A 23,402-nucleotide genomic window follows, 5' to 3' on the forward strand; every position below is an offset into this window, starting at 1 on the left:
GTATCTTCCGTAATCCGTATCTGTCGTTGCGCTTACTTGCGGCCCGCAAGCTGGGTGCGGCGCTCAAAGTATGCGGAGAGCTGGCCCAGCGGAACAGTGATAATCAGGTAGCACAGACCCGCAACCACCAGGGGAGTCAGGCCCGCGTTAGCGGCGGTCAGGCCCTCACGACCGAACTTCGCCAGCTCGTACTGAGACACCGTCACGCCCAGCAGGTACACGAGGGAGGAATCCTTGGTCAGCAGGATAACCTCGTTGGTCAGCGGGGGCAGAACCACTCGGAACGCCTGAGGAATAATGATCGAAATCATTGCACGAGTGTGGGACATGCCCAGGGAGCGTGCCGCCTCCATCTGGCCCTTCGGGATCGTCTGCAGGCCCGCACGCAGAACCTCACTAATGTAAGCAGCCGAAACCATACCCAGGGACAGGGTCACCGGAATCAGGTTATCCACGAAGCGGATCTTGAACGCCAGGGGAATACCGTAACCGAAGGCGAAGAAGACCAGCAGTGCCGGGATGCCGCGGAAAAGCTCCACGTACAGGGTCGCAATCCAACGGTAGGGGGCGATAGAGGAAATACGCATGAGCGCCAGCAGTAGACCGCCGGAGAGGCCCACGATGAAGCCCAAGGTGGTGTACAGCAGGGTGTTCTTCAACGCCACGGTGATGACGTCGGGGAACTGGGCAGCCGCAACGTCCAGGTTGAATACCTGCTGGCTGAGGGTCTTCCAGTCAGCCAGAAGAATGGCTGCCAGGGCGATAACTGCCAGAAGGGCGTACTGTGCGTAGCGGAAGAGCTTCTGCTTCTGACGGGGTGAGAGTTTAGAGGACATGCGCTTTCTTATCCGTGTGCTGTTTATCCGTGTGCTGTTCGGTTAGGAGCGTTCTACACGCTCACAAGGGTGAAGGCCGGAGAAGCCCCCAACCCAAAAGTAATAAGAGTACTCCTGAATTTTTTTTTGGGGGGGGGGGAGAGAGGCTAACCGGCTAGATGCTTAGGAAGCGGAGGAAGAGGCGCTCGTGGAGGTGGAGGAAGTGGCACCAACCCACTTGGCCTTCATCTTGTCGAGCTCGCCGTTTTCCTTGAGCTTGGCGATGGTGGCGTTTGCCTTGGTCAGCAGTGCCTTGTTGTTGGAGGAAACTGCTGCGGCAATCTGCTCGGTGTTCTCGGAATCCTGGTAGGCAATCTTGAAGGAGTCCGGGTCATTGGTCAGCGCCTCGGACACCACGGAGAGGTTCGCTGCGACTGCCTTGACTTGACCGGTCTTCAGGGCGGAGAACATGAGGGAGGTGTCTTCGTACTGGATGACCTCTGCGCCGTTTTCCTTGGCGTAGGTTTCACCGCTGGTTGCCTGCTGTGCACCAACGCTGACACCCTTCAGGTCTGCGGCGGAGGTGATGGAGGAGCCCTTGGGAACCAGGATTGCCAGGTTGTCGTCGAAGTAGACGGTGGTGAATTCCATCTTGCTCTTACGTTCGTCGGTCACGCCGATACCCGCCAGGGCGATATCGCACTGACCGGTGGCCAGGCCGGTACCGGAGTCCAGGCCCTCAAAGCTGATGGAGGTCAGCTGAGCCTTCACGCCCAGGTCGGAGGCGATAGCGTTGGCGATGTCTGCATCCAGGCCGACAATGGTGCCGTTTTCTTCGTATTCGAAGGGCTTGTAGGGGGTGTTGGTGCAGACGCTGAGGGTGCCGGACTTGACGAGGCTGACCTCGCCGTTAGGGTCGGTGTTCTCGTTGGCGGTGGAGACGCAGCCGGTCAGTGCCAGGGGCAGCACCGCCAGCAGTGCGAGGGGCTTGAGGGATGCCTTCTTGAGGATTGCGGTGTTCATTGGGATGCTCCTGTGTGGGGTGTGCGTTCACTCGTGGAGTGGCGCGTTCTATGAAATCTATGGTCTATTGTGCGCCCCAATGTTAAAAAATGCAAGCATATACATAAATATTCATAAATTTTTGCTGAATATACATAAATCCCACCGGGAAAACTGAATAAAACCCCGAATTAGAGACTCAAAAACAACTCCAGAACGCACCTTAACGTACCGTGCGACACTACTACGGTTTACCCAACTATCTAATCTCCTAACCTCCATGCCACAATTGAGAGCGTGAACGCAGAGAAGAACACCCGCGCAACCCGCGCAACCCTAGACAAGAAAACCGGCGATATTGCCGCCATGTTTGATACCGTCGCTGAACGCTACGACCTCATGAACGGCATCCTCTCCCTCGGGCAGCACATCTACTGGCGTAAGCAGGCAGTCGCCGCCGTAGACGCGCACCCCGGCCAGAAAGTACTGGACGTAGCCGCAGGTACCGGCGTCTCCTCCGAACCCTTCGCCGACGCCGGCGTAGACGTTATCGCTGCAGACCTCTCCGAAGGTATGCTCGACGTGGGCCGCCGCCGCCGCCCCGACATGACCTTCGTGCAGGCAGACGTCACCGCCCTACCCTTTGACGACGAAACCTTCGACGCAGTGACCATGTCCTACGGTCTGCGCAACGTCGCCAACTACCCCAAGGCACTGAGTGAAATCTACCGCGTGCTCAAGCCCGGCGGACGCATCGTCGTCCTGGAGTTCTCCACCCCGACCTTCGCCCCCTTCGGCGCGGTCTACAAGAACTACATCATGAAGGCGATCCCGCCGATTGCCCGCGCGATTTCCTCCAACCCCGAATCCTACGAATACCTCGCCGAGTCCATCATCACCTGGCCTAACCAGCAGGAACTGGCGCAGAAGTTCAAGGAGGCGGGCTTCACCTCCGTGCAGTACCGCAACCTCACCGGCGGCATCGTCGCCATTCACCGCGGTTTCAAGCCTGAAGCACATAACGCATAGACACCGCGTTCACACACCACCGAAGACACTAACACCGCTGAAGACACCAACACCAAGAAGATAGAAGACACCGTGAGCAACGCAGAGCAGCCCATTGCCGCAACCGACCTGCTGGGAGACCTCGACCTGAAACTGCCCGCAGGCTTTGAACTCATCGCCGCTGACCCCAAGCTGGGTCCGCAGATTCTCTCCTCTCTCGCACGTATTGAGGAGCGCCTGGCAGAAGCCATCGCACAGACTGACCACCTGGCGGACGTCGCATCCCGTCACCTGCTCTCCGCGGGCGGCAAGCGTGTGCGCCCCCTGCTGGCGCTGCTCTGCGCAGCCGTAGACGGCGAAATCAACGATGACATCATTGAAGCTGCCGTGGTCGTTGAACTGACCCACCTGGCAACCCTCTACCACGACGACGTGATGGATGATGCTCCCAAGCGCCGCGGCGTGGACAGCGCCCAGATGATTTGGGGCAATTCCGTCGCGATTCTGACTGGCGACCTGATCTTCTCCCGAGCATCCCTGTTGGTGTCCGAGCTGGGTACCCGCCCCATGAAGATTCAGTCCCAGACCTTCGAGCGTCTGGTGCTCGGCCAGCTCTTCGAAACCACCGGCCCCCGCGAGGGTCAGGACCTGCTCGACCACTACATTGCCGTCATTGAGGGCAAGACCGGCTCCCTGATTGCAGCTGCTGGCGAGTACGGCTCCCTGCTTTCGGGCGCTTCCGAAGAGATCATCTCCATGGTCAAGGCGTATGGCGAGCTGGTCGGCGTGGCATTCCAGCTGGCTGACGACGTGATCGACATCGTTAGCGACGGCAAGACCAGCGGTAAGACCCGCGGCACCGACCTGCGCGAGGGCGTGCCCACCCTGCCGACCATCCTGCTGGACCGCGCGGTAGCCGCCGGCGACGAATCTGCTATCAAGGTTCGTGCACTGCTGGATGCCGACCTCAGCTCCGACGAGGCACTGGATGCAGCCGTGGAGGCGCTCGCCGCCCACCCGGTCACCCAGGAAGCATGGCAGATCGCCTACGATTGGGCGGACCGCGCAATCGCCGCGATTGCTCCGCTGCCCGAGTCCACCGCGAAGGCTGCGCTGGAGTCCTTCGCTCACGCTGTGGTTCACCGCGAGGGCTAAACTCGCCGTGTAGCGTGTACCCGAGTCTAATGACTCCAGGTGTCTCATACTTCAAAACCCCCGCTGAATCTGCCCGGATTCGGCGGGGTTTTTCTGTGTTACGGCTAGTCAGCGCCGGTTTTTGGGAGAGCTGGGCGCAGCCCCTGCCTCCCGAAAAGTTCCGTATGCTGGGGTCTCCTTGACCGGCCCCTACCTTTAAGGTAAACCTTATAGGCATGTCCGAGGTGCACATCCACCCCTCCGGCGCTTGACGGCTCCCACACCCAACCCGTGTTGGAGAGCCATTTACTATTTCTGGACGCGAGCAGAGCCCAACCACTCCGACGGGTTATTCTCGCACCAACCATCCGCGTCCCCACACATTCGAGGTTTACAACTATGGGAGCATCTACCCCTAAGGCGCCCACGAAGCGCGAAGGCTTCTCCAGCCGTCGCGTCTTCATCTTTGCCGCCATCGGTTCTGCTGTTGGCCTGGGCAATATTTGGCGTTTCCCCTACATCGCATTTGATAACGGCGGCGGCGCCTTCATGATTCCCTACATTGTCGCCCTGCTGACCGCTGGTCTGACCTTCCTTTTCTTTGACTACGCTATCGGTCACCGTGCGCGTGCGTCTTCCCCGCTAGCTTTCCGCCGTCTGAACCGTAAGACCGAGTTCATCGGCTGGTGGCACATGGGTATTAACTTCGTCATCGCTATCTACTATGCCGCTATTGTGGCGTGGTCGCTGCGTTACATGGTTTTCTCCTTCACCAATGAGTGGGGCGATAACCCGAAGGCGTTCTTCAATGGCGAGTTCCTGAAGGTCGCAGAAACCCCCGGTGTCTCCCTGGACTTCAACATGAACGTCCTGATCCCCATGGTTCTCGTGTGGGGCGTCCTGCTTGCTGTGATGGCTCTGGGCGTTCAGAAGGGTGTGGGTGCAGCCAATATCATCTTTATCCCGCTGTTGCTGGTCATGTTTGTTGGTCTGGTGATTTACTCGCTGACCCTGCCCGGTGCAGCCGATGGTCTGAATGCTCTGTTCACCCCTAGCTGGGACTCCCTGGCTAACCCGGATGTGTGGGTTGCTGCCTACGGTCAGATTTTCTACTCCCTGTCCATTGGCTTCGGCATTATGGTCACCTATTCTTCCTATCTGAAGCCTAAGACTGACCTGACCGGTTCCGGTGCTGTGGTTGGTTTCGCGAACTCCGGTTTTGAGCTTCTGGCGGGTATCGGTGTGTTCGCTGCTCTGGGCTTCATGGCTCAGGCTGCTGGCACCCAGGTGAGCGAGGTTGCGACCAGCGGTATTGGCCTGGCGTTCATTGCGTTCCCGACCATTATTTCTCAGGCTCCCGGCGGCGTGCTGATCGGTATCCTCTTCTTTGGCTCCCTGCTCTTTGCTGGTTTCACCTCCCTCATTTCGATTCTTGAGGTGATTATCGCTGGTATTCAGGATAAGTTCGCGACGTCCCGTCTGGCATCTACCATTCTGGTGATTGTTCCGATGGCTCTGATTTCGCTGTTGCTGATGCCGACTACCACCGGTCTGTACGTGCTGGATATTCTCGATAACTTCGTGAACCTCTTCGGTATTCTGGCTGCTGGCCTGTGCGCCATTATCGTGGTTGCATACGTGGTGCGTGCACTGCCGGCTCTGGCTGAGCACCTGAACCGCTACTCCTCCATCAAGGCTGGCAAGATCTGGATGATTCTGCTGGCTGTCGTGACCCCGCTGGTTCTGGGCTACTCCCTGATTCAGAGCGTTATTAAGCTTGTGGTAACCCCCTATGAGGGTTACCCGGCAGATATGCTGGCTATTTTCGGTTGGGGTATGAGCGCACTCCTGCTGGTTGGCGCAATTGTTGTTTCTCTCTTGCCCTGGTCGAAGAAGTCTCGTGCGGCTGAAGAGCCTCCGGCGCCTCCGGTGATTGCCGGTCAGGTGGAGCACGGCCACGTTGATTCGACCATTACCCGTTAGGAGCCCTCATGTCTTTCTCCGCAATTGTGATGCTCATTGTGGCAATCCTGATCATTTGGGGTGGCCTGGGTTTGGCTCTGCTGAACCTGCACCGTCATCCGGATTTGGATGCTCTCGATGCTGCTGAAGCTCAGGATTCTGAGCTTTAGAGTGTGAACGCGATATAAAGTGATGCCCCGCAGGCGTTAGCCTGCGGGGCATCACTGTGTTTTATGCGGGACTGTGTTTTGTTCGGGTTGGGGAGATCTACTTGCTCTGTACGTCTTCAGCCTGCACGAGCGGGATCATGCCGGTTTCCGGGTCGGACAGCGCGGAGGCGCGGTAGGCGCGGGAGGCACGCAACGCATCCACGGTGAAGATGATGAGAGCGACCCAGATGAGGCTCAGACCCAGCACCTTATCGGCGCTCATCTGCTCGTGCAGAACGGTCAGCGCCAGAATAAACTGGATGGTCGGGCCCAGGTACTGCACCATGCCGATGACCGACAGCGGAAGAGCCTTGGTCGCCGCGGCAAAGAGCATGAGCGGCACAACGGTGACCACGCCGGTGGAGGCGAGAAGCCAGAAGTGTCCGGGACCCTCACTGAAGAGAGTCATCTGTCCCTGCGCGTTCAGCATCAAGAGGGCGGCAACGCCGAAGGGCGCCAGGATGAAAGTCTCTAGAGACAGTGAAATAATGGGGCTGACATCGTGGGCGATGCGCGCCTTCAGCAGACCGTAGATGCCGAAGGAGAACGCCACGCCCAGACCCGTCCACGGCACCTGGCCGTAGATGAGGCTCATCATCAGCATCGCAATACAGGAAATCGCCACGGATACCCACTGCGCCGGGCGTAGACGCTCATGCAGGAAGATGACACCCAACACCACGGAGACCAGCGGGTTAATGAAATAGCCCAGGGATACGTCAATGGTGTGGCCGCTGGTCGTCGCCATCACGTAGATGAGCCAGTTTGCGCAGATGAGGAATGATGCTGCCGTCAGCACCAGCATGATGCGGCGGTCCCGCAGCGCGCGGCGGAAGTCTGCAGTTACCCTTAAAATCGGCAGCAGCAGGGCGCAGAAGATGAGGGAGAAGACCACGCGCGCCACGACAATCTCAATAGGGCCTGCAGGTGCCATCAATACAAAATACAGGGGGAGCAGACCCCAAATAATGTAGGTGCCGATGATGGCGATGAACCCGTTGCGGGTGGTGTGCTTCTGAGTTTCTGACATGGTCTCTTCTTCTGAGTTAAGTTCTTCGGTTAAGTTCTTCTAATGCTAGTCGTCCGGATGCGCCAGCGGGGGCATTGATGCGCACCGAGGCTACTCTACCCGCCGGGTACGCCACAGGCGCGGTACCACGAGGATACCGCGCCTGAGAAATGCTGCGTATTCGGTTTAGAGGCCGAAGAAGCGGGAGAAGAAGCCCTTCTTCTTGGGCTGCTCTGCCTCGCGGCGTGCAGTTTCTTCCTGCTCGCGGCGGGCTGCCTCTTCGTGCTCTGCCTGCAGGTCGGGAGCTGCGCCAGCGTTGCGGATGGGCTCCACGTGCTGCTCTTCGTATTCTGCTGCATCCTGCTCAGCCTCTGCGGACTGCTCAGCTGCAGTCTCAACGGCGACCGGCTCCTCAGCGTACTCTGCGGAAGCCTCAACGGTCTCGTACTCGGGCTGCTCGGCGCCGATGGACTCGTCGGTGTAGACGCGAGCCTGCTCGGTCTCCTCTGCCTCGTACTCGCCGGGCAGGGTCTCTACGGTGACCAGGCCGGGCTCTGCGTGCTCTGCCGGCTCCTGATCGAAGGGAGCTTCGTCGGTGGGGTAGAGGTTCTCGGTGCTCTCAACGCCGGCAATCTCGGTCTCTGCGACCGGTGCGTGCTCGGCAATTTCTGCGGCGCGCTCAGCCTCAGCCTCGGCACGTGCGGCGGCGCGTTCTGCCGCCTCCTGCTCGCGCTGTGCGTTCTGAGCGGCTGCTTCAGCGGCTGCCACGCGCTCAATCTCGGCGCGCAGTGCCGCGAGGGATTCGCGACGCTGTGCGGCAGCGGCTGCGCACTGCTCCAGTACCTCGGGGCCAACCTGAGGTTCAGCCTGCTCGATGCCGCTGATACGGCCCTCGTCGAACCACAGGCGCAGGGCACCGTCGGTTGCGGTCAGAACGGCGGTTGCCTCGGTGTCCCAAGCAATGTGGAAGCCACGCTGCTGAGCGTAGGAGTCCACCGCCAGAACCTGGTTGTGTACCTCTTCGCTCTGCAGGGTCTTAGCAATGACGCGGCCAATACCCTTGTAGGTCGGTGCCTCGAGGGTCAGCTCAGCACCCTCCAGCAGGGTCCATGCGCGCACGCCAGCGCCCGCGGGTAGCGGGTAGTGTGCGTACAGGCCACTGATGGTTTTGGTCGCCAGGGTCAGGCGGCGTGCCAGAGACTCGGAGAGGGGCAGCTCGTCGGTGGTCAGCTCAACCAGACCGTCACGCTCACCGGTTTCACGCGCCTGAATAGCGGCAGAAACAACGGAGTCGGGGAAGTAGCCCAGCTGCTGCCAAGACCAAATCCAAGTACCGCGGTTCTCGGATTCAGTGCCCAGCAGATGCGGCTTGAGCGAGAGCGGGGGAGTGGTCTCAAAGTCCAGAGACTGGGAGGTGAAATCCACGTTCCACTCGGAGGTACCCACGAGCTCGGCGAGTCGAGCCTGGTACTCGGTGGAGATAAAGATCGATGCGTCGATAAGGTCCTGCAGAGAATTCGTCATGCTTCAAGATTATCAACCTTTTAGCGTTCACTATGCCGTGTATCCCCGGTTTTAGTGTGTGCTTTAGGCGTATTGGGCTCTAAGGCGCCTGTTTGAGCCGTATCCAAGAGCTCTGAGGGAGAGGTAGAGCATATATCTTTCGGCGTAAACTATCTGCGTTGAGTGCCTGTGTTCGTTAGAATCGAAGGGACGGCTTCTTCCGGCACCCTGTAAGCCGACACTACGACCGAACACGGATGCCTCCAGCCGCGCCGTATTCACACTCAAGGATGTATGAACTATGACTGAACCCCGCCTTGCCGAGACGAGTAGCCGTGCCGCGCGCATCCAGGATGCGCTGAATAACATTGGAAGCTGGCTGCTGGATGTCGTTAGTGTTGACCCCGGCTGGAGCGAAATGGTGCTGGACGTCAAGCCTCTGGCAGGTCAGATTTTCGTGCGTGTGCGTGAATTCCGCGACGGCGAAGAGTTCATTGGCACCATCGGCCCGCTCAAGGACGGCTCGCCCATTATTGCTGAGGTCCGTAAGCTACAGCGCGCCGCCTACGACGGTAACCGCGGCACCTGGTTTACCGCCTCCATCGTGGTTGCGGCTACCGGCTGGCCCAACCCGCAGTTCAGCGTGGGTGCCTCCTACAACCGTGACGACGAGCCCGCTAGCTGGAAGAATGAGGGCACCCTGACCGCAACCGACGTGCGTGAGCACCTGGCTGAGTTCCCTCGCGATGCGTCGCGTATCCCGCAGTGGGCTCGTGAGCGTATGGAGGGTCGTGCCCGCCACTCCGCCGCCGCGGCACTGTCTTCGAGCGAGCATGAGATTCCGAACCCCTACTTGGTTGCTGCTCTGGAGACCTTCCGCAACGACGTGCAGGAGCGAACCCTCATTAACGTGGTTCGTACGATGCTTGGTGGCGACGTTCTACTTGATGCGACCGGCTCCCTGCTGATTCCCTCCGAGACTGACCCGATGGGCCCCGAGTCGGTACTGGCCCACCAGGTCATTCGCATGCCCGAGACCGGCATGCAGGCGCTGTGCGTGTTCTCCTCCTCCGAGCACATTGGCAAGAGCTACGTGCGCCAGGAATCCGAGGGAGATGAGCTGATTCTGCGCGAACCGGCGATGAAGGTCTTCATTGACTTCCTCAGCAATGAGGCGCTGGACTTGATCGTGGTTGACCCCGGCACTGACCACGAGTGCTACATTGAGCGCGCTCAGGTGCACTGGATTGTCACTTCTCCTCGCAATGACGGCGCGAAAATGGCGCTTGTGCAGGACAATATGCAGATGCTGCTCGGCTCCCTGGTGTCCCCGGCATCCGTGCTGCTGGTGGGTGTTGACCCGGCTGACCCGTCCGGTACCTCTTTCGTCTTTGACCCGGATGAGAACGGCAACCCGCAGAGTCTGCTGGTGTTCACTTCGCCCATTGAGATTGCGGCACTGGATCCGCATATTGAGGTGCGTTCGGCGAACGCCCTGGATATTCTGCGTTACGCCCTGGAGATTGGTGCTCCGAGCGTGAAGGTGAACGCGATTAACCCCTCCACGGTGTTGACCGCGGCGCAGATTCGCGAGCTCCTCGATATTGTGGGTGAATAGGAAGCGGTCTTCGGCGCTTCTCCCGCTGGTGCTAGTGCATCCGCATAGTTCGTAAAACCCGTCACGTAAAATCGCCCGGAAGAGACACCCACACGGTGTTGTCTCTTTCGGGCGATTTTTGTGTTTGGAGAGGGTTGTAATCCTGCAAACGGGTTTAAAATATGGGGCCGGTGACTCCACCTTACTGAAAGTCACCGACCCCATAGTAGTAGCCAGCTGTGCGTCATGTTCTCGAATCTACAGGAGAACAGACGCTGCCGTATCTTATGAACCAGATGCGGCGGCTGCCACGGCCTCGCGAACGCGAGAACCGAGCTCAGGGTGAACGCTATCCCAGTATTGGAACGCGCGTTCACGAATCTCGTCGGAACGAACAGCGCCTACGTGACCGGAGATGTTGCTGATCAGGCGCTCGCGTTCTTCGTCGTTCATGGTTACCTCGTAGAGGGTGCGAGCCTGCGAGAAATCATCATCATCCGGGCGCAGGGTGTAGGCGGTGCGTACCAGCTCGCCATCAGACTCCCAGCTACCTTCGCCAGCGCGTTCCGCATCCGCATGCGGTCCACCCAGACTATTCGGCGCGTAGGTCGGAACGGAGGGGTCGTTGAAGTTATAACGCATCGAACCGTCATGCGAATAGTTGTTCACCGGCGCTGCGTGTGGTGCGTTCACGGGCAGCTGTGCGAAGTTGGTGCCGATGCGGTAGCGATGCGCATCCGGGTAGGAGAAGATACGACCGAGCAGCATCTTATCGGGCGAAGCCGCGATACCGGGCACAAAATTCGAGGGGGAGAAGGCTGCCTGCTCGATTTCGGCGAAGAAATTCTGCGGGTTGCGATCCAGCACCATGCGGCCCACCTTGATCAGCGGGTAATCCGAGTGCGGCCACACCTTCGTCAGATCGAAGGGGTTAATACGGTAGGTCTTCGCGTCCTCATAGGGCATGATCTGCACATAGAGCGTCCAGGCGGGGTAGTCGCCACGCTCGATAGCCTCGCGCAGGTCGCGGCGGTGGAAGTCAGCATCCTTACCCGCCATTTCATCGGCCTGAGCCTGGGTGAAGAACTCGTTGCCCTGCTCGGTCTTGAAGTGGTACTTAACCCAGAAGCGCTCGCCCGCGGCGTTAATCCACTGGTAGGTGTGAGAGCCGAAGCCGTCCATGTGGCGCAGGGTGCGGGGCAGGCCGCGGTCGCCCATCAGCCAGGTTACCTGGTGCGCCGATGCCGGATTGAGGGTCCAGAAATCCCACTGCATATCGTGATCGCGCAGACCCGAACCGGGCATACGCTTCTGCGAGTGGATGAAGTCGGGGAACTTAATGGCATCGCGAATGAAGAAGATAGGAGTGTTGTTGCCTACCAGGTCGTAGTTGCCTTCGGTGGTGTAGAATTTCACCGCGAAACCGCGTGGGTCACGCCAGGTATCGGGGGAACCGGATTCGCCCGCCACGGTTGAGAAACGAATCAGCAGCTCGGTTTTAACGCCGGGCTGAAAGAGCGCCGCACGGGTGTACTGCGAAACGTCTTCGGTGGTTTCAAAGTAGCCGTATGCGCCGGTTCCCTTCGCGTGCACCACACGCTCGGGCACACGCTCACGGTTGAACTGAGCGAGCTTTTCAACAGTGTAAGCATCGTGCAGAACGATGGGACCATCGGCGCCCACGGTGAGCGAATGATCATCTGAAGCCACCGGCGTGCCAGTGCTCGTGGTGGTGTAAGAACCGGGCTGAATGGGGTTCTGCGGGGTCTGATACATATTTGCTTCTCCTTGTGTTTTTGGTGATGCTATGTGGTTTTCGACGAGCATTCTTCCTGTTTTAGGGTGCAGCTAACGAACACTGAGGCGCTGTTTCACGCCCGGAGTAAGGTGTGGGAATGTGGTTCGTTAGTGCTGAACGCTCGCTGCGGCTTGCACCTGGCTCTTCGCCAGTTCTGCTTCTGCCTCAGTTTGACAGTCTACGCACACGCCCTGATAGAGCACGTCTGCGCTGAAGAGTGCCATGCCGTGAAAATCGCTGGGGGTCAGGCAGGGTGCGGAGCCGACCGCGCAGTCCACGTCTTCGACCTTGCCGCAACGTACGCAGAAGGCGTGGTGGTGGTTGTCGCCCGTGCGGGTTTCGTAGAGGGCGGGGGTTCCCGGCGGCTCAAACTTACGCAGCAGGTCGATGTCGGTCAGGTCGGCAAGAATCACGTAGACCGACTGAACCGTAATGGCGGGGATACGCTCGCGGACTGCCTGCACGATGGTGTCGGCGGTGGAGTGCGGGTGTTCCTGCACTGCGTGGAGTACGGCGAGGCGCTGCTTGGTGACGCGGCGGCCCCTGGCGCGCAGTCCGGTGGTCCATGCTTCTTCGAGCTGTTCGGGGCTCATTGCGGAGAGCAGGGGTAGGCCGGTGGTGTGGGCGCAACCGGTGTTGTGATGGTCTGGGCTTTGAGCCTTCTTCGTGTCGGAGGTTGTCTTTGCGTCGGTCATAGGTTTAAGTCTACACGTTATTATGAGAAATTCATCATTATTTTATGAAAAGCTCATAATAAGCCGGCAAGGCGTCCCTTTCATCCACTCTGTGGCGCCCCTCCTCGCCCCGGCCTCGGGTGTGAAGAGATGCCGTACAATCAAAGAACCTAGAGTAACCCGTACCGGCGATCACCATCAAGGAGGATAGGGTCATGGTGTACGACTTCACAAACCCCATCTACATTCTGCTGATGATTCTGCTCTTCGGTGTGCCCATCGTGACCCCGGTGATTTACGGCCAGTACCGCAGTACTACCACTGGTTTTGATCTGGAGGGTCAGCTGATGCTCGGTCTGCTCTTCATCCTTTTTCTGGGCGCGTACGGCACGATTCTGCTGCTGGGTATTTTCCCCACTGCTACGGCGCAGGTGCTGGAGCAGGTGCCCCTGGTGAATATTCCGGGCGCTATTCCCTAATCCCTTTTGAGCTTTCGGCGCATGGGTGACGCTCTGGGTGAATCCGCGTGCCATAAGGTGCGCCCGCGGGTGCTTGCACGTATTCTATAGAGTCAAGTACACGCTGTACGCACTGACCTAATTGTTCAGGAGGATACCCATGCACAGCCATAACAACGGACTGAAAACTGCCCTGTTGATGGGCTCCATGGTGGGCATGATGTTGCTCATCGGTGGCCTGCTTTCGGCGACTTTCCGCACCTCCATTTTCATCTGGGTTATGGGCCTGTTTAGCTTGGGTTCGGTCGCGTACACCTACTGGAACTCCGATAAGCTTGCTCTGAGTTCCATGAATGCTTACCCGGTCAGCCGCGAAGAGGTTCCGGTGCTTTACGACATTGTGGAGGAGCTGTCCTCCCGCGCGGGTCAGCCCATGCCCGCCCTTTACGTGGCACCGACCATGACCCCGAATGCGTTTGCAACCGGTCGTAACCCGCAGAATGCAGCTGTGTGCTGTACCGAGGGTATTTTGCAGTTGCTGGATGAGCGCGAGATGCGCGGCGTGCTCGGCCACGAACTGATGCACGTGTACAACCGCGATATCCTCACCTCTTCGGTGGCAGCGGGTATCGCCTCCATTATCGGTACGATTGCGCAGATTCTTTCGTTTGGCGCGATGTTCGGCGGATCCAGCCGCGATGGTGAACGCTCCAACCCCCTCGCCATGTTCGTGATTGCGTTGCTGGCTCCCATTGCTACGCAGGTCATTCAGATGGCTATTAGCCGCACCCGCGAATTTGATGCCGACGAAGACGGTGCACGTCTGACCGGCGACCCGCTGGCTCTGGCTTCGGCGCTGAACAAGCTGGAGAGTGGCGTGTCCATGTATCCGATGGACCCGAACAACCGCAACACGGAGGCGGCGAGCGCCATGATGATTGCGAACCCCTTCGGCTCCCTGAAGAACATGCTCTCTACTCACCCGCCGATGGACCAGCGTATTGCGCGTCTGCAGCAGCAGGCTCGTGAGATGGGTCAGTACTAAGTCTTTTCTTCGCTGAATCATCCGGGCGCAAATGTGGCGCTGTATGAATATGACCCGGCGTGACGATTGTGACCCGCGATGACGGGTCGGCAGGCAAAAAATCCTCGGGGTGGCTACTGTGGAAGTAGCCACCCCGAGGATTTTGCATTTCGGCTTCTATTCGCTTCCCTCACCCATCACTGGGGGGTGCATGAGCTTAGCGGTAGTTGACGAACTGCAGGTCAACCTCAAGGTCAGCGGACTTGAGCATTGCAATAACTTCCTGCAGGTCATCGCGGGACTTGGAGGAGACGCGCAGCTCATCACCCTGGATGTTTGCCTTCACGCCCTTGGGGCCCTCTTCGCGGATCATCTTGGAGATCTTCTTCGCCTGATCCTGCGCGATGCCTTCCTTGATGGAGCACTCGATGCGGGTTTCCTTGCCGGATGCGTAGGGCTTGCCGGAGTCTAGGGACTTCAGGGAGATGCCGCGCTTGACCAGCTTGGACTGGAAAACGTCGAGCACTGCCAGGGCGCGCTCTTCGGCGTTTGCCTTAATGAGGATCTTGTCGCCGGAGTAGTCGATTTCTGCACCTACGCCGCGGAAGTCGTAACGCTGGGAGATTTCCTTCTGCGCCTGGTGCAGTGCGTTGGAAACTTCCTGCTTGTCCACCTTGGACACAATGTCGAATGACGATTCGCTAGCCATGGGCTTTCCTTTCGTGAATGAGGTGCTACTGGCACCGGTTAGTACTAGCCTACCGGGTTGGGGCTCTTGTTCACAGCTAACTATCAGAATAACGAGCCTGTTTTACAGGCGTTACTAACCTTAAAAGAGGACAATAGAAATATGACCACTCCTAACCTGTCCACGACGGACCTGCGCACGAGCGAGGAAGCTCGCGACCTACAAACCCTCCTTTTCATCGACCTGCATACCTCTCTGGGTGCTGAGCCCGAGGGTATTCCTGAGGCGGAGCGTCTCAACGAATCTGACCACCACGAGATTCATCTTGATTTGCACGAGGAAGATGCCGAGCCCTCTCCCTTTGACGGTATCGGTATCACTCTGACGGAACCTTCGCTGGTGGCACGTTTCCGTGGCGTTCGCCGTGACCTGGAGCGTGAGATTGCTGGCGACATGTGCACTGTGGAGCAGGCGCGCCGCTATCTGGAGCACCTGGAGATCGTGCTTCTGCTTGAGCAGGATGGCGATACTCCGTCCCGCTCCTTCTAAAGTTGCTGTAGGCGGTAGCTTTATTTACGGCTTTATTCATGAGGGCTTTATTCATGAGGTGAGGGCGCGGGCGTTGCAATAGATATGCGCGATAGATATGGATGCGCGGTGAGCGTGCACCGACGCTCTGATGTGACGAAAAGACGATAAATATAACCAGATATATAACCTTCGTCACAAAACCCTATGTGAAGTGTACAAGTCCCTAAAACTGCTGTAGAGTAGTCTCTGTTCGCTTGAGCGAGCAACTAGCACCTAGCTAGGCGGCAGGTTACCCGAGCGGCCAAAGGGGGCTGACTGTAAATCAGCTGGCACTGCCTACGGGGGTTCGAATCCCTCACCTGCCACAAATAGCCCGGTTACGAAAGTAACCGGGCTTTTGTGTATCTAAAACCAGTTTTATAGCGGATTCCGCAGCCGCTTTCCAACCCAGCGGCTTTCCACCGCGGTAATCTTCCACCGCGGTGATCTTCCACAGCAACGGTCTTTCATGGTTGCGCCCGTATTTTCTTGGTGCCCGCATTGGGGGCTTTCCTCAGGATGCTGTAGGGGACGACCACGGGGCTTCGCCCGCCGGGTCGGGCGCCTCCATCATTCGGCTACAGGGGCATTCGCCAGAGTATTCGCGACACGCCCGTGAACCGGCTGAAACAGCCGCAAAAAGTATTTACTATGACCGCAATTTGTCATATCTTTCACATGTTTGAATCCCAGAGCGAACAATTAGCGATTGGGGTCTTGAGGGTGTAGCTTTATCTCATGGCTACTAATGAAATTACTCAGCAGAACCTGACTGCTACCGTCGAGAGCAACGATATTGTCTTCCTGGACTTCTGGGCAGATTGGTGCGGTCCCTGCAAGCAGTTCTCCCCCGTCTACGAGGCGGCTTCGGAGAAGCACAGCGACATTGTTTTCGGCAAGGTCGACACCGAGGACCAGGGCCAGCTCGCTCAGGCAGCAGGCATCACCTCCATCCCCACCATCATGGGCTTCCGTGACGGTATCCTGGTATACCAGCAGGCTGGCGCACTGCGCGAAGACCAGCTGGAGACCGTAATCGGTTCGATCCGCGAGCTCGACATGGACAAGGTCCGTGCAGAGATCGCAGCAGCAGAGGGCTCTGCAGAGAAGAAGTAAGCTCACCACCACAAAAGAGCTTGAACGGGGCGCACCCGCCGGCACAACCGGCAGGGGCGCCCCGCCCCCTTTTAACCTCGTGAGGGTGCAGGAGCGTTAGCGGTCGCGGTGATCCTCAATGGTCATGCGCGCCCCGTAGCGCTGCTTCGAAAAGCCCGAAGCATGCATGAGCCGCACCAGACGCTGCCGATGCGGGCTAAAGGGCGCCAGCAGGGAGAGCATTCCCGCATCATCGGTGCGCTGACCTATGAACAGCTCACCGACCGCGTGCGCCAGATGGTAGTCGCCCACGCTGATGGCATCCGGGTGCCCGCACACACGCTGCAGGGCCTCGGAAATACTCCACGGGCCCACGCCGCGCACAGCGTGCAGGCTCCGCGCCAGAAGTGCGACGTCGCCTTCTGCCGCAATGTTTTTTAGAGACTCTGCGGAACGAGCGTAAGCGTACACGGCATCGTAGCGGCTTTTATCAACGCCAGCCCGATGCCAATCCCAGGTAGGAATCGTCGCCAGGGTCCGGGCGCTTGGATAGACGCGCATCCCCTCCGGCTGATTCCCCAACCCGGTCGAAGGGGCGGGGGAGCCGTACTTTCGCAGAACCCAGCCTAAGGTCCTGAACGCTTCGGTCTGGGTGATGCGCTGCTCCACAATGGCGTTGAGCATCTGCCGGTCCAGCTGCCCCGAAGCGCTGAGGCGGAGCCCCGGATTCTGCCGCCACGCCTGCTGAACACGCGGCGGAAGAGACTCAAAAGAAGACAGAGCACCGAACTGTTCGGCGGGGTCGTGCAACCCCAGCCAGTACGTCATTTCCTGCGCTAGCGCCTGAAGGTCGGCTCGCGCCTGCATCTGCTGATCAGCGGCACTATAAGAAACCCAGATACGAATACGCACCGGGCGCATCAGCAGGCGATGCAGGGAGGGGAGAGTCTCGGGAAGCGTGGCTGTCTCCGCAACTCGTTCAACGTACAGCACCGCTGGGAACTCGTGAAACGGCGTGCGAGCCGTCAACCAGATTCTCTCAGCACCATCCGCGCGGCTCAGCGCACGATACGAAAAATCCTGAGCGCCGCGACGTAGCGACCCCAACGTCTGCGCCAACTGCACCGGAACATGCGGCTCAATCACAACCTCGCACACCTCAGGAGCCAGGACACTCGGAAGGGGCGAAGCGGCGGAGGAGAGAGTACGAACCTGAACGCGCGGCTGGTGAAGAACGGTAGGCTCCTGAAGAACATCCGCAAGCGCTGGCGCATAGGGCACACCAGCTGCCGCCAAAGGATGCCGGATGCGCCGAGCACCCGCTACCGGGTGGCTGTCAAGGGCCGCACAGTTAGGGGTGACACCGCCGGGGGTTGAGGAAGGAAACGTACTCACCACACCAGTCTATGCGCCCAAACCGGGCCCTAGCATCCGGGGCAGATATTTGAGGGACAAGATACAAAAAGCGCAGGAAGGGCAGGCACAGCGCTAATGCGATACCCTAAAGGGTAGAGTGAGAACGAACGCAAACTCCGCCACCGGCAACGACAAAGGCGACGCGTTCCACCCGTTCTGTGGGCGCCTGTAGCCCGGACACACACCCCGAGAGAAGGACGCCTATGGCAGCGGAAGCACACGAAGCATCCTCGAATACTGACGCACCTGAACAGAAGAACAGCACCGCCACCAGCGCGGACCGTACTCAGCGCGCCAAAAAACAGCCGCGTCAGTCCCTCACCGAGCGCGTCAAAAGCATCCGCCCCCTCGAACTACTACCCGGCCTGCTGCTTGCCGCCGCCGTCATGGCGTTGTACACCTACTACTCGCTGCAACAGATGAAGCACTGGATTACCCCCTCCTGGGACCTGGCGATTTTCACCCAGATGGCGCAGGCGTACTCGCACTTCTCCGTGCCCATCGTGCCCATTAAGGGGCCCGACTTTAACCTCTGGGGTGACCACTTCCACCCGATTCTGGTGCTCCTGGGACCCGTCTACGCGCTGTTCCCCTCGCCGACCACGCTACTGGTCGTGCAGAACGCCCTGGTCGCCTTCGCAAGCTTTGCCATTGTGCGCTTCACTCAGCGTGCCTTCGCGCTCGCCCAGAAGACTGAGGACGCACAGAAAACTGAGGACGCGCAGAAGAACGAACCTGCGCAGACTGCTCAGTCCGCAAAACTTCAGAGTGTCATCCCGACCATCACCGGTCTGCTGCTCGGCGCCGGATTCGCCCTCAGCTTCGGAGTTCAGCAGGCTATCGCCGCCCAATTCCACGAAGTAGCCTTCGCCGTGCCGCTGCTTGCCATGAGCCTCGGTTACCTGGTGCTCGCCTCGCGAGTGAGTGGCACCGAACGTGCCCGCTACCTCGCCTACGCTTGCTGGTGGTCCCTGCCCATTGCCTTCGTCAAAGAAGATATGGGTATCACCGTCGCAGCCATCGGCCTCATTATCTTTATTCGCACCGGCTGGCTGAGCACCGCCGTAGACATTCTGATGCCGCGCCTCTCCGCGGGCACCCCCGCCCCCATGCGAATCCGCGTGCATCAGCTCTACTCCTCCTGGGCGCGCACCCCCGCCGTCGCCGAATCCACCATGGTCATGATTTGGGGCGTATTCTGGTCCGCCGTCGCCATCTACGTGATTCTGCCCTACTTCAATAGCGGCGGAAACTTCGACTATGCCGACAAGGTGAACTTATCTGCGGCTCTGGGCGACCCCTTCGGCTCGGCACTGCAGATGCTCAGCAACAACACCAAGCTGGCAACCCTCGGCCTGCTGCTCATTACCGGAGCAGTCCTCTGGGTGATTTCTCCGCTCGCGGCAATTGCCCTGCCGACCCTTGCCTGGCGTCTACTCTCCACCATGGAATCCTACTGGGCAAGCACCTGGCACTACTCGCTCGTGCTCATGCCCGTCGTCTTCTTCGCCCTGCTCGACGCTGTCATGCGGATACGCTACGGAGTGGTTCCCGCTGCGATTCCGGCGCGTTTGGGCGCGCGCGCAGCCGATAGCGCCTCCGCGCAGGAACCTCAGACCAATACCGAGCCCGGCCGCCTGACCGCCACGGCGCGCCGCATGCCCGTGTGGGTTCTGCCTGCCGTGGCGCTCTTCCTAGCCGCGTCCCCGATTTTCGTGCCCGGATCCCAGCAGCCCCTCGCGTCCCTGGGTAATGCGCAGTTCACCGCCTCCGCGCTGACTACGACTGACCAGATGAAGCGGGACGCCGTCCAGAAGGTACCTGAAGGGGTATCGGTCGCATCTGACCTGTCGATTCTGACCCAGCTGATTCCCGGTCGTACCGTCTACTGGATTGGACACACCGGTAAGCCAGCGCCCGACTACGTGGTCATCGACCGCATGAGCAACTCCTGGGGCGGCAACCCGCCGACCAACGCCGCACAGTATGCGGCTGACCGCTACGGCAGCTCCTACGCTAAGTATGCGACTGTCGGCACGATTGATATTGTGCGTCGCGTGGATTAATCCCAGGACTGCATAGGCATGATGCGTGCCTGAAAAGCGCCCGCCCTCCGGCTGTGAGGGTGGGCGCTCGCCGTTAAGAGATGAGGTTTTAAGCACCTTTTGGGGTTAAATGGACGCCGCTAAGGTAGACTAGGTAGAATACGGGAACCCCCGATGAAGGTCTTGTGCGCACCCGGCACCCAAGGTGGTGCTGGAATTGTAGGTGCGCCGTACTCACCATCACCGATTGATACGCCCCATAAATTTGCGGTTTACACCGTACACGAGGGCTTCTCTTAACGATCTCTGGTCCAGCGTCTTTGCTGCGTCTGCTGTAACAGACACACCACCGCCGTGTAAGCGGGAAGGCGAACCACCAGGAATACGTGACATTGCATGTGAGCATTACCCACCCTGTACACCCTGATTCACAGGAACTACTGTGCGTTGAGCGTAGAGTACGAACAAGCGTGCGGATAATGTGCCGAGAAATTCAAGACCACCCCCAGCAAAGAGCCGCTACCCATAGCATCCGCAGAACACCTCTGCAGAATGTGCCGGTAACGGAGGACCCCTGGACTCTACTCCCCAGGGGATGATGTGTGGCTGGGCCGTGAAGGGGACACCCGGTAAGCGCCGAAAAGCGTGCGCTATCCACCCCTACCGTATAGAGGAAAAATTGACTGAGAATACTGCTACCCCGGCCGAACTGAACGCCGAGGCAGAGACCGCTGTGACCACTGAGAACATCACCGAGAACACCGTTGAGAGCCCTGCTGTAGAAGCAGAAGAAACCATCGCAGAAGCTACTGCAGAAGCACCCGCCGAAGAAACCGCCGACAAGGCTGAAGAAGAAGGCGTACGCTTCACCGACCTGGGCCTGGACGCACGCGTCCTGGCAGCCCTGGAAGAGGTAGGCTACGAGAAGCCGTCCCCCATTCAGGAACAGACCATCCCCCTGTTGCTTGAGGGCCACGACGTGGTTGGTCTGGCACAGACCGGTACCGGTAAGACCGCAGCATTCGCGCTGCCGGCACTGTCCCGCATGGCTGAACTCGCCGACATCAACGGCGTCTCCCGCGACACCCAGGTTCTGGTCCTGGCACCCACCCGCGAGCTGGCTCTGCAGGTTGCAGAAGCCTTCTCCTCCTACGCAACCCACATGGAGGACTTCACCGTCCTGCCCATCTACGGTGGCTCCCCCTACGGCCCGCAGCTGGCTGGTCTGCGCCGCGGTGCGCAGGTCGTCGTCGGTACCCCCGGCCGCGTGATTGACCACCTGGAAAAGGGGTCCCTGGACCTGTCCAACCTGCAGTACCTGGTACTCGATGAAGCAGACGAAATGCTGCGCATGGGCTTCGCCGAAGACGTGGAAAAGATCCTCGAAGGCACCCCCGACAGCAAGCAGGTTGCCCTCTTCTCCGCAACCATGCCCAACTCGATCCGCAAGATTGCTCAGCAGTACCTGAACGACCCCCGCGAGGTTCGCGTCAAGGCTAAGACCACCACCAGCTCAAACATCTCCCAGCGCTACATGCAGGTCATGCACTCCCACAAGCTGGACGCAATGACCCGCGTGCTCGAGGTTGAAAACTACGACGGCATCATTGTCTTCGTGCGCACCAAGAAGGAAACCGAGGAAGTTGCCGACAAGTTGAAGGCACGCGGTTTCGCGGCGGCAGCGATTAACGGTGACATCCCCCAGCAGCTGCGTGAGCGCACCGTTGACGCCCTGCGTGACGGCCGCATCGACATCCTCGTGGCAACCGACGTGGCGGCACGCGGCCTGGACGTTGAGCGCATCTCCTTGGTCGTCAACTACGACATCCCCCACGACACCGAGTCCTACGTGCACCGCATCGGTCGTACCGGTCGTGCAGGTCGCGAAGGTGCCGCAATCCTCTTCGTCACCCCGCGTGAGAAGTACATGCTGCGTCAGATCGAGAAGGCAACCCGCCAGAAGGTCGAGCCGATGCACATGCCCACCGCAGAGGCAGTGAACGAGACCCGTAAGCAGCGCTTCGCACAGCAGATTACCGAGACCATCGAGTCTGAGGACCTGAGCTTCTTCCGCCAGATTATCGAGGACTACGAGAACGAGCACGACACCACCGCTGAGGACATTGCGGCCGCACTGGCTGTTATCGCCCAGCAGGGTCGCCCCTTCTTCCTCGATGAGAGCGAAGATATCGCCCACAAGTCCCGCCCCTTCTCTGACGAAGATTCGGATCGCGGCGGCCGCAAGGCAAAGCGCGCGCACAACGATGAGGGTATGGTCAACTACAAGCTGAACGTTGGCCGTTCCTCCCGCGTGACCGCAGGCGCTATTGTGGGTGCATTGGCTAACGAGGGTGGTATTAAGGGCTCCCAGATTGGCTCCATCGACATTCGCCAGCACTTCACCATTGTTGGCCTGCCCGAGGACCTGCCCCGCGACTTCTTCGACCGTCTGCGTGACACCAAGATTGCTGGCGAGTTCATCAACATCCGCAAGGACAACGGTCCCAAGGGTGGCGGCGGTGGCCGCGGCTTCGGTGGCGGCCGTCGTGAGGGCGGCTACCGTGGCAACCGTGAGGGTGGCCGCGATTTTGGCGGTCGCGATAACCGTCGCGAGGGCGGCTACCGCGGTAACCGTGACGGTGGCCGCGACTTCGGTGGCGACCGCGACTTCAAGCGTCGTGACTTCGGTGGCAAGCGCAATGACCGCGACTTCGGTGGTCGCGACTTCGGCGGCCGTGATAACCGCCGCGATGGTGGCTACCGTGGCAACCGTGATGGCGGCCGCGACTTCGGCGGCCGCGACTTCGGCGGCCGTGATAACCGTCGCGATGGAGGCTACCGCGGTAACCGTGAGGGCGGCCGTGACTTTGGCGGCCGCGGCAAGCGCTACTAAAATTTCGGCTAAGCCTGGATTTGCGGTACGAGGGGCTTGCTGAGGCTATCGGCTAGCAGCCTTGTCATCCGCATATGATTCAAAGACCGGCAGGGGAGTGATGAGCTCTCCTGCCGGTCTTTATGTATTTGTGTGTTGATGTGTTTGCATCAGCTGTTGTGGTGATACCTGGTCAATGCTGGGCTCTCATGCGGCAGTGTGGAGAGCGGATAAGCATAAATGTGGCGTATGCCATAGCTTCTCCGCTTGCGAGCATTCGTGAAGACCTGTATAGTTTTACCTGTTGCCCCGATAGCTCAGTGGTAGAGCGCCATCTTGGTAAGATGGAGGTCCCGGGATCGATTCCCGGTCGGGGCTCTCTCATTAATTCATGCGAGAGCACGTATTAATGATGTGGCGGTGTAGCTCAGCTGGTTAGAGCGCACGACTCATAATCGTGAGGTCGACGGATCGAGCCCGTCCACCGCTACGCCCCGATAGCTCAGTGGTAGAGCGCCATCTT

At 59.3% G+C, this 23,402-nt stretch carries 19 protein-coding genes and 3 tRNA genes; 14 read left to right on the forward strand and 8 right to left on the reverse strand.

Features of this window, described 5'->3' with window-relative positions; all coding sequences use genetic code 11:
- Positions 1-32: 32 nt before the first annotated feature.
- Together HMPREF2710_RS00430 and HMPREF2710_RS00435 are read right to left on the reverse strand one after the other, a co-directional pair.
- Complete coding sequence (locus HMPREF2710_RS00430; RefSeq protein WP_049363301.1) at positions 33-836, reverse strand: amino acid ABC transporter permease; 804 nt, start codon at positions 834-836, stop codon at positions 33-35.
- A gap of 162 nt (positions 837-998) precedes the next feature.
- A complete protein-coding gene (locus tag HMPREF2710_RS00435) occupies positions 999-1,838 on the reverse strand; it encodes an ABC transporter substrate-binding protein (protein ID WP_049363299.1) in 840 nt (279 codons plus the stop codon).
- Between the two features lie 276 nt (positions 1,839-2,114).
- Here HMPREF2710_RS00435 and HMPREF2710_RS00440 point away from each other — a divergent pair, with 276 nt between their 5' ends.
- The 4 genes from HMPREF2710_RS00440 to HMPREF2710_RS09205 all read left to right on the forward strand — a co-directional run bounded on the left by HMPREF2710_RS00440 (position 2,115) and on the right by HMPREF2710_RS09205 (position 6,091).
- Positions 2,115-2,846, forward strand: a complete 732-nt coding sequence (locus tag HMPREF2710_RS00440; RefSeq protein ID WP_049363297.1) for a demethylmenaquinone methyltransferase — start codon at positions 2,115-2,117, stop codon at positions 2,844-2,846.
- A gap of 72 nt (positions 2,847-2,918) precedes the next feature.
- Positions 2,919-3,980, forward strand: a complete 1,062-nt coding sequence (locus HMPREF2710_RS00445; RefSeq protein WP_070598974.1) for a polyprenyl synthetase family protein — start codon at positions 2,919-2,921, stop codon at positions 3,978-3,980.
- A gap of 378 nt (positions 3,981-4,358) precedes the next feature.
- Positions 4,359-5,942: a sodium-dependent transporter gene (locus HMPREF2710_RS00450; protein WP_070598977.1), complete on the forward strand. Its 1,584-nt coding sequence runs from the start codon at positions 4,359-4,361 to the stop codon at positions 5,940-5,942.
- A gap of 8 nt (positions 5,943-5,950) precedes the next feature.
- On the forward strand, positions 5,951-6,091 hold the full coding sequence (locus HMPREF2710_RS09205) for a methionine/alanine import family NSS transporter small subunit (RefSeq protein ID WP_083303469.1): 141 nt from the start codon (positions 5,951-5,953) through the stop codon (positions 6,089-6,091).
- A gap of 97 nt (positions 6,092-6,188) precedes the next feature.
- On the opposite strand, the gene rarD is transcribed toward HMPREF2710_RS09205, so the two are convergent.
- Positions 6,189-7,160 (reverse strand): EamA family transporter RarD, encoded by a 972-nt coding sequence (gene rarD / locus HMPREF2710_RS00455; RefSeq protein ID WP_070598979.1) that lies wholly within the window; start codon positions 7,158-7,160, stop codon positions 6,189-6,191.
- 165 nt (positions 7,161-7,325) lie between these two features.
- Positions 7,326-8,663: a DUF6882 domain-containing protein gene (locus tag HMPREF2710_RS00460; RefSeq protein ID WP_049356296.1), complete on the reverse strand. Its 1,338-nt coding sequence runs from the start codon at positions 8,661-8,663 to the stop codon at positions 7,326-7,328.
- Positions 8,664-8,943: 280 nt separating this feature from the next.
- Between HMPREF2710_RS00460 and HMPREF2710_RS00465 the strand changes: the two genes are divergently transcribed.
- A complete protein-coding gene (locus tag HMPREF2710_RS00465) occupies positions 8,944-10,260 on the forward strand; it encodes an SseB family protein (protein ID WP_070598981.1) in 1,317 nt (438 codons plus the stop codon).
- Positions 10,261-10,524: 264 nt separating this feature from the next.
- Here the strand turns inward: HMPREF2710_RS00465 and HMPREF2710_RS00470 are convergent, their stop codons facing one another.
- Together HMPREF2710_RS00470 and HMPREF2710_RS00475 are read right to left on the reverse strand one after the other, a co-directional pair.
- Positions 10,525-12,015 (reverse strand): catalase, encoded by a 1,491-nt coding sequence (locus HMPREF2710_RS00470; protein ID WP_049353375.1) that lies wholly within the window; start codon positions 12,013-12,015, stop codon positions 10,525-10,527.
- A gap of 129 nt (positions 12,016-12,144) precedes the next feature.
- Positions 12,145-12,732 carry a Fur family transcriptional regulator gene (locus HMPREF2710_RS00475; RefSeq protein WP_049353374.1) on the reverse strand — a complete coding sequence of 196 codons (588 nt, stop codon included), beginning with the start codon at positions 12,730-12,732 and terminating at the stop codon, positions 12,145-12,147.
- 194 nt (positions 12,733-12,926) lie between these two features.
- Here HMPREF2710_RS00475 and HMPREF2710_RS00480 point away from each other — a divergent pair, with 194 nt between their 5' ends.
- The gene (locus HMPREF2710_RS00480) at positions 12,927-13,190 is read left to right on the forward strand and encodes a hypothetical protein (protein WP_005504804.1); all 264 of its coding nucleotides are present in this window, start codon (positions 12,927-12,929) and stop codon (positions 13,188-13,190) included.
- 139 nt (positions 13,191-13,329) lie between these two features.
- Positions 13,330-14,214 (forward strand): zinc metalloprotease HtpX, encoded by an 885-nt coding sequence (htpX, locus tag HMPREF2710_RS00485; RefSeq protein WP_070598984.1) that lies wholly within the window; start codon positions 13,330-13,332, stop codon positions 14,212-14,214.
- 196 nt (positions 14,215-14,410) lie between these two features.
- On the opposite strand, the gene HMPREF2710_RS00490 is transcribed toward htpX, so the two are convergent.
- Positions 14,411-14,902, reverse strand: coding sequence for a YajQ family cyclic di-GMP-binding protein (locus HMPREF2710_RS00490; protein WP_005508322.1), 492 nt, complete (start codon positions 14,900-14,902; stop codon positions 14,411-14,413).
- Positions 14,903-15,043: 141 nt separating this feature from the next.
- On the opposite strand from HMPREF2710_RS00490, the gene HMPREF2710_RS00495 reads away from it, so the two are divergent.
- The 3 genes from HMPREF2710_RS00495 to trxA all read left to right on the forward strand — a co-directional run bounded on the left by HMPREF2710_RS00495 (position 15,044) and on the right by trxA (position 16,567).
- Complete coding sequence (locus HMPREF2710_RS00495; protein ID WP_049347079.1) at positions 15,044-15,430, forward strand: hypothetical protein; 387 nt, start codon at positions 15,044-15,046, stop codon at positions 15,428-15,430.
- A gap of 265 nt (positions 15,431-15,695) precedes the next feature.
- Positions 15,696-15,777: transfer RNA gene (locus HMPREF2710_RS00500), tRNA-Tyr, on the forward strand.
- Positions 15,778-16,189: 412 nt separating this feature from the next.
- Positions 16,190-16,567: a thioredoxin gene (gene trxA, locus HMPREF2710_RS00505; protein WP_012902990.1), complete on the forward strand. Its 378-nt coding sequence runs from the start codon at positions 16,190-16,192 to the stop codon at positions 16,565-16,567.
- Between the two features lie 96 nt (positions 16,568-16,663).
- On the opposite strand, the gene HMPREF2710_RS00510 is transcribed toward trxA, so the two are convergent.
- Positions 16,664-17,941, reverse strand: a complete 1,278-nt coding sequence (locus HMPREF2710_RS00510; protein ID WP_246824506.1) for a DNA-3-methyladenine glycosylase family protein — start codon at positions 17,939-17,941, stop codon at positions 16,664-16,666.
- A 224-nt stretch (positions 17,942-18,165) separates the two neighbouring features.
- Between HMPREF2710_RS00510 and HMPREF2710_RS00515 the strand changes: the two genes are divergently transcribed.
- The 4 genes from HMPREF2710_RS00515 to HMPREF2710_RS00530 all read left to right on the forward strand — a co-directional run bounded on the left by HMPREF2710_RS00515 (position 18,166) and on the right by HMPREF2710_RS00530 (position 23,369).
- Positions 18,166-20,028 (forward strand): DUF2079 domain-containing protein, encoded by a 1,863-nt coding sequence (locus HMPREF2710_RS00515; protein ID WP_049349180.1) that lies wholly within the window; start codon positions 18,166-18,168, stop codon positions 20,026-20,028.
- Between the two features lie 658 nt (positions 20,029-20,686).
- Positions 20,687-22,900: a DEAD/DEAH box helicase gene (locus HMPREF2710_RS00520; RefSeq protein WP_070598988.1), complete on the forward strand. Its 2,214-nt coding sequence runs from the start codon at positions 20,687-20,689 to the stop codon at positions 22,898-22,900.
- Positions 22,901-23,185: 285 nt separating this feature from the next.
- Positions 23,186-23,257: transfer RNA gene (locus HMPREF2710_RS00525), tRNA-Thr, on the forward strand.
- A gap of 38 nt (positions 23,258-23,295) precedes the next feature.
- Positions 23,296-23,369 (forward strand) — tRNA-Met (locus HMPREF2710_RS00530).
- Positions 23,370-23,402 lie beyond the last annotated feature (33 nt).

Origin of the sequence: Rothia sp. HMSC069D01, assembly GCF_001810135.1 — a bacterium.
Classification (GTDB): domain Bacteria; phylum Actinomycetota; class Actinomycetes; order Actinomycetales; family Micrococcaceae; genus Rothia.

Bases quoted from the DNA above. Each gene is read 5' to 3' on its own strand.
- HMPREF2710_RS00430 (WP_049363301.1), bottom strand. From the start codon at position 836: ATGTCCTCTAAACTCTCACCCCGTCAGAAGCAGAAGCTCTTCCGCTAC.
- HMPREF2710_RS00435 (WP_049363299.1), bottom strand. From the start codon at position 1,838: ATGAACACCGCAATCCTCAAGAAGGCATCCCTCAAGCCCCTCGCACTG.
- HMPREF2710_RS00450 (WP_070598977.1), top strand. From the start codon at position 4,359: ATGGGAGCATCTACCCCTAAGGCGCCCACGAAGCGCGAAGGCTTCTCC.
- HMPREF2710_RS09205 (WP_083303469.1), top strand. From the start codon at position 5,951: ATGTCTTTCTCCGCAATTGTGATGCTCATTGTGGCAATCCTGATCATT.
- rarD (WP_070598979.1), bottom strand. From the start codon at position 7,160: ATGTCAGAAACTCAGAAGCACACCACCCGCAACGGGTTCATCGCCATC.
- HMPREF2710_RS00460 (WP_049356296.1), bottom strand. From the start codon at position 8,663: ATGACGAATTCTCTGCAGGACCTTATCGACGCATCGATCTTTATCTCC.
- HMPREF2710_RS00465 (WP_070598981.1), top strand. From the start codon at position 8,944: ATGACTGAACCCCGCCTTGCCGAGACGAGTAGCCGTGCCGCGCGCATC.
- HMPREF2710_RS00470 (WP_049353375.1), bottom strand. From the start codon at position 12,015: ATGTATCAGACCCCGCAGAACCCCATTCAGCCCGGTTCTTACACCACC.
- HMPREF2710_RS00475 (WP_049353374.1), bottom strand. From the start codon at position 12,732: ATGACCGACGCAAAGACAACCTCCGACACGAAGAAGGCTCAAAGCCCA.
- HMPREF2710_RS00480 (WP_005504804.1), top strand. From the start codon at position 12,927: ATGGTGTACGACTTCACAAACCCCATCTACATTCTGCTGATGATTCTG.
- htpX (WP_070598984.1), top strand. From the start codon at position 13,330: ATGCACAGCCATAACAACGGACTGAAAACTGCCCTGTTGATGGGCTCC.
- HMPREF2710_RS00490 (WP_005508322.1), bottom strand. From the start codon at position 14,902: ATGGCTAGCGAATCGTCATTCGACATTGTGTCCAAGGTGGACAAGCAG.
- HMPREF2710_RS00495 (WP_049347079.1), top strand. From the start codon at position 15,044: ATGACCACTCCTAACCTGTCCACGACGGACCTGCGCACGAGCGAGGAA.
- trxA (WP_012902990.1), top strand. From the start codon at position 16,190: ATGGCTACTAATGAAATTACTCAGCAGAACCTGACTGCTACCGTCGAG.
- HMPREF2710_RS00515 (WP_049349180.1), top strand. From the start codon at position 18,166: ATGGCAGCGGAAGCACACGAAGCATCCTCGAATACTGACGCACCTGAA.